The following is a 3,931-nucleotide window of genomic DNA, read 5'->3' on the forward strand; positions in this document are numbered from 1 at the left end:
TGGCAACCTCCTGTGGTTTGAGGCCCATGCGATTTGGGGGCCTCGACCTGAATGAGGTTGAATTCTGCAGGATGCCGGCAGCGGCGTAATTAAGCCCTCCCAAATAGTTCTCAAAACTTCCAAATGGGCTATAGATCAGCCGCATGCAGGGATCGCGCTTTGCCTTTGGTCCGTATGTGCTTGATCCGTCTGCGGGAACGCTGCTTCGCAACGACGTTCCCGTGGCCGCCGGCTATCGCGGGCTGAAGCTGCTTGCGGCGCTGGTCGAGCGTCCCGGTGAAATCCTGGCCAAGGCCGAGCTGATGGATGCCGCATGGCCGGGAACGGCCGTCGAGGAAGGCAACCTGACGGTCCAGATCGCCCAGCTCAGGAAGCTGCTCGGTCCGGCCGCCGATGGCGGTGACTGGATCGCCACGGTGCCGCGCGTCGGCTACCGCTTCACTGGCGTCATCGAACAGCTCGGCGAGGCGAAGCGAAAACCCTTGCCGCTGCCAGGCAAGCCGTCCATCGCCGTGCTGCCCTTTGTCGCCTTCAGCAATGATCCCGAGCAGGAGTCCTTCGCGGACGGGCTGACCGAAGACCTGATCACCGACCTGTCGAGGAACGCGGGCCTGTTCGTCATCGCGCGCAACTCGGTCTTTGCCTACAAGGGAAGGGCGATGGATGTGCGCGGGATCGCCGAGGAGCTCGGCGTGCGCTACCTGCTGGAAGGCAGCGCCAGGCGCGCCGCCGGGCGCGTGCGCATCAATGCCCAGCTGGTCGACGCTTCGAGCGGCGAACATCTGTGGGCGGAACGCTACGATCGCAGCCTTGAAGACATCTTTGCCGTTCAGGACGAGGTGACGGCCAAGATCGTCGAGGCACTGCTTGGCCGGCTGCGCGCGCCGCCGCCGCGCAACCGGCCCAAAAATCTCGAGGCCTATGATCTGTGTGTGCGGGCGCGCAAGCTGATCGACGATTCGCCGCAGACGGCGCGGGAAGCGCACCTGATGCTGACGCGCGCCGTTTCGCTCGATCCGGACTACGCCGAGGCCTATCGCTGGCTTGCCATGAACCACTGGATGCAATGGGTGCATTGGGGAGAACCCATCGAACCCAATCGGAGCGTTGCCCTGGAGCTGGCGCGCAAGGCCGTGGCGATCGATCCCAACGATGCCGGCTGCCACTGGGTGCTGGGCAACCTGCTTGCCTATGAACGCCGCTTCGACGAGGCGGACGCTGAATTCGCCAAGGCGTTCGAACTCGATCCGAACGAAGCCGACGCCTGGGCGACGATATCCGACATCGAGGTTCTGGCCGGGCAGATCGAGGTAAGCCTCGAGCACATTCGCAAGGCATTCCGGCTGAACCCCTATCCGCCAAGCTGGTACTATCTGACACTCGGTCAGGCACAATATGCGGCCCGTGAATACGAAGCCGCCGTCGAGACGCTGCGCCGGGACGAGACCTATCGCACGAGCTCGCGCCGTTTCCTGGCGGCAAGCCTTGCGCAACTTGGCCGGCTCGATGAGGCGCGCGCGGAGGTCGAACTGTTCCTCGTCGGCAACCGGCATTTTAGTACCGCCTATTGGGTCGCGACGGAGCCGTTCCGCGACGACGCGACGATGCAGCATTTCGTCGATGGCTTCCGCAAGGCCGGCCTTCCGGACTGAAGCCCCGGCGTGACCGCCCAAACTGCGCGGCTATCCCTCGCTACGACCCGTGGCGTCACGATCGCGCTCGTAGCGTCTCTTGAGCGGAAACGGCGGCAACCAGGACTCGCGACGAACGGTCCAGAGTTCGTACGTCGGCACCAGTTGGTCGGGAGCATCCAGGGAGCCCAGATGAACTTCGATCTCGTCTCCAGTGCGGGCGAAGACGGACGAGCCGCAGCGCGGACAGAAGAACCGTCCGGCATAATCGCGCGTTTCGCCCTCGATCGTCACCGCATCCTGAGCGAACACCGCCGCGGCATAGAAGAGCGCCCCGTGATGCTTGCGGCAGTCGAGGCAGTGGCAGATGCCGACCCTGTATGGGGCACCCGACGCAACGATGCGGACGTTACCGCACAGGCAGCCGCCGGTGATTGGGTCCATGCCGCGTCTCCTCCAAAATCAAGCGGTCGCAATGGCTACAACGAACGGTACTGCCGCGGCAATTGCCGCCGCCTCGCGCAATTCTTTCAATCATTTCTTGAAGCATGGGTCGGGCCTTTTCGTGCTTGAATGCGGCGCGTGAACAGGGGAGACGTCCGTTGACCGACTACATCGCATTGCCGAAAGCCGAGGTGCACATCCACGTCGAGGGCTGCTTCGAGGCCGACGACGTGATCAGGAATTGCGAGGAAGCCGGCATTCCGTTGCGCGCGCCGCGCGACAGGCTGTTCGAGGCGCACAACCTGAAGAGTTTCCTCGAAATGCTCGATTGGCTGTGCGGCACGTTCCGCACGCGCGAGCAGCTGGCGAGCACGGCCTACAAGTTCGCCCAGCGCATGGCCAGGAGCGGCGTGCGCTATGCCGACGTCATCGTCAACCCGACTCACTGGCCGCACTGGTACAAGAACATTCCGGGGATGATCGACGCCTTCGACGCCGGCTTCGCGGCCGCCGAAGAGGACGGTCACCCTCCGGTCGGGCTTTGCGTCAGCCTGTTGCGCACCCAGTCGGCGGAGGAAGCGATCGAGCTGGTGGAGCTGCTGAGCGGGATCAGGCATCCGCGCGTGGTTGCGCTGTCGATCGACGGCAACGAAGCCGCCGCCGGCCGCACCGGCCCGCGCTTTGCCGAAGCGTTCCGCCGTGCGGCTGCGGCGGGCCTGCGGCGGACCGTTCACGCCGGCGAGTCCAGCGGTCCGGAGGGCGTGCGCGACGCGGTCGACCTGCTTGGCGCCGACCGCATCGACCACGGCGTGCGGGCGATCGAGAAGCCGGACCTGGTCGACCTGCTGGCTGAGAGGCAGATCCCCCTTGGCGTCTGCCCGATCTCCAACGTCACGCTCGGCCTCTACCGGTCGATCGCCGAACATCCGATCGACACCTTGCGCCGGGCCGGTGTTCCGGTCTCGATCAACACCGATGATCCGGCGCTGCTCGACACCACGCTGGAAGTATCCTATGCCGCCTGCGCCGACGCGTTCGCCTGGGACGGCGAAACCATCCGCGAGCTCGCGGCGACATCGGTCAAGGCGAGCTATGCCGACCCCGCGCTGAAGGCGCAAATCCTGGCGGATCTGGCGGCCTGGCGGGCCTGACAAAGGCCGCCGCGCTCCGTGACGGGCGAGAGCCTGAAGTGCCCTTCCGCCGCGCTTCCGAACTCAATAAGCTGCTCCAGCCGCGCTGGTCGGACGAGGCCGGGCGGAGCCGAAAGGAGCCGGCCATGGTCAGTCGTCGCGCGGAATGCTCTTGCGGCCAGCTTTCGGCTGTCTGCTCGGGCGAGATCGTACGCATTTCCGTGTGCCATTGCCTGGCCTGCAAGCGGCGCACCGGCAGTGCCTTTAGCTACAATGTCCGGTTTAAGGAAGGTGACGTGTCCATCCAGGGACGGGCGGCGGAGTTCACCCGTGTCGGCGAGCAGGGCGGCCGCGTCAGCTATAGCTTCTGCCCGGATTGCGGAACCACCGTCCACTACCGGCTCGACAGCCAGCCCGGTGTGATCGCAATTCCCGTCGGCGCCTTTGCCGACCCGTCCTTCCCGGCGCCGTTCCAGTCCTTCTATCACGACAGCCGGCGCTGCGAGTGGGTCGAGATCCGCGCCGAGCCTCTGGCGACGTTCGGCTGACTTCCGGCGAGCGTTCTTAGCCCCGCCATCGGCCTGCCCGATAAATCGTCACCGCAGCCGCCACCAGCGCCGCATTGCCGGCGGCGACGCTGCCGTCCGGCAGGTGCTTGCCGTCCTCCAGCCCGACCCGGGCCGACAGGTTTCGAGCCGCCGCCCGCTCGACGAACGGCCCCCCCGT

Annotated in this window: 5 protein-coding genes; 3 read left to right on the top strand and 2 right to left on the bottom strand. The window is 65.6% G+C overall.

Features of this window, described 5'->3' with window-relative positions:
- Positions 1-143 precede the first annotated feature (143 nt).
- Positions 144-1,652, top strand: coding sequence for a winged helix-turn-helix domain-containing protein (locus tag EOA33_RS26990; protein ID WP_127407025.1), 1,509 nt, complete (start codon positions 144-146; stop codon positions 1,650-1,652).
- 30 nt (positions 1,653-1,682) lie between these two features.
- Here EOA33_RS26990 and EOA33_RS26995 read toward each other — a convergent pair whose 3' ends face one another.
- Positions 1,683-2,075, bottom strand: coding sequence for a GFA family protein (locus tag EOA33_RS26995; RefSeq protein WP_126055455.1), 393 nt, complete (start codon positions 2,073-2,075; stop codon positions 1,683-1,685).
- Between the two features lie 158 nt (positions 2,076-2,233).
- Between EOA33_RS26995 and add the strand changes: the two genes are divergently transcribed.
- Both add and EOA33_RS27005 read left to right on the top strand, forming a co-directional pair.
- A complete protein-coding gene (add, locus tag EOA33_RS27000) occupies positions 2,234-3,226 on the top strand; it encodes an adenosine deaminase (protein ID WP_127407026.1) in 993 nt (330 codons plus the stop codon).
- A gap of 125 nt (positions 3,227-3,351) precedes the next feature.
- Complete coding sequence (locus tag EOA33_RS27005) at positions 3,352-3,753, top strand: GFA family protein (protein WP_127407027.1); 402 nt, start codon at positions 3,352-3,354, stop codon at positions 3,751-3,753.
- 16 nt (positions 3,754-3,769) lie between these two features.
- On the opposite strand, the gene EOA33_RS27010 is transcribed toward EOA33_RS27005, so the two are convergent.
- The coding region (locus tag EOA33_RS27010; RefSeq protein ID WP_190234380.1) for a 3-keto-5-aminohexanoate cleavage protein at positions 3,770-3,931 on the bottom strand (162 nt) is incomplete at its 5' end.

The sequence above is a fragment of the Mesorhizobium sp. M4A.F.Ca.ET.050.02.1.1 genome (assembly GCF_003997725.1).
GTDB lineage: Bacteria > Pseudomonadota > Alphaproteobacteria > Rhizobiales > Rhizobiaceae > Mesorhizobium.

What these genes read in the sequence shown, in the direction of transcription:
- EOA33_RS26990 (WP_127407025.1), top strand. Translation starts at nt 144, where the DNA reads ATGCAGGGATCGCGCTTTGCCTTTGGTCCGTATGTGCTTGATCCGTCT.
- EOA33_RS26995 (WP_126055455.1), bottom strand. Translation starts at nt 2,075, where the DNA reads ATGGACCCAATCACCGGCGGCTGCCTGTGCGGTAACGTCCGCATCGTT.
- EOA33_RS27005 (WP_127407027.1), top strand. Translation starts at nt 3,352, where the DNA reads ATGGTCAGTCGTCGCGCGGAATGCTCTTGCGGCCAGCTTTCGGCTGTC.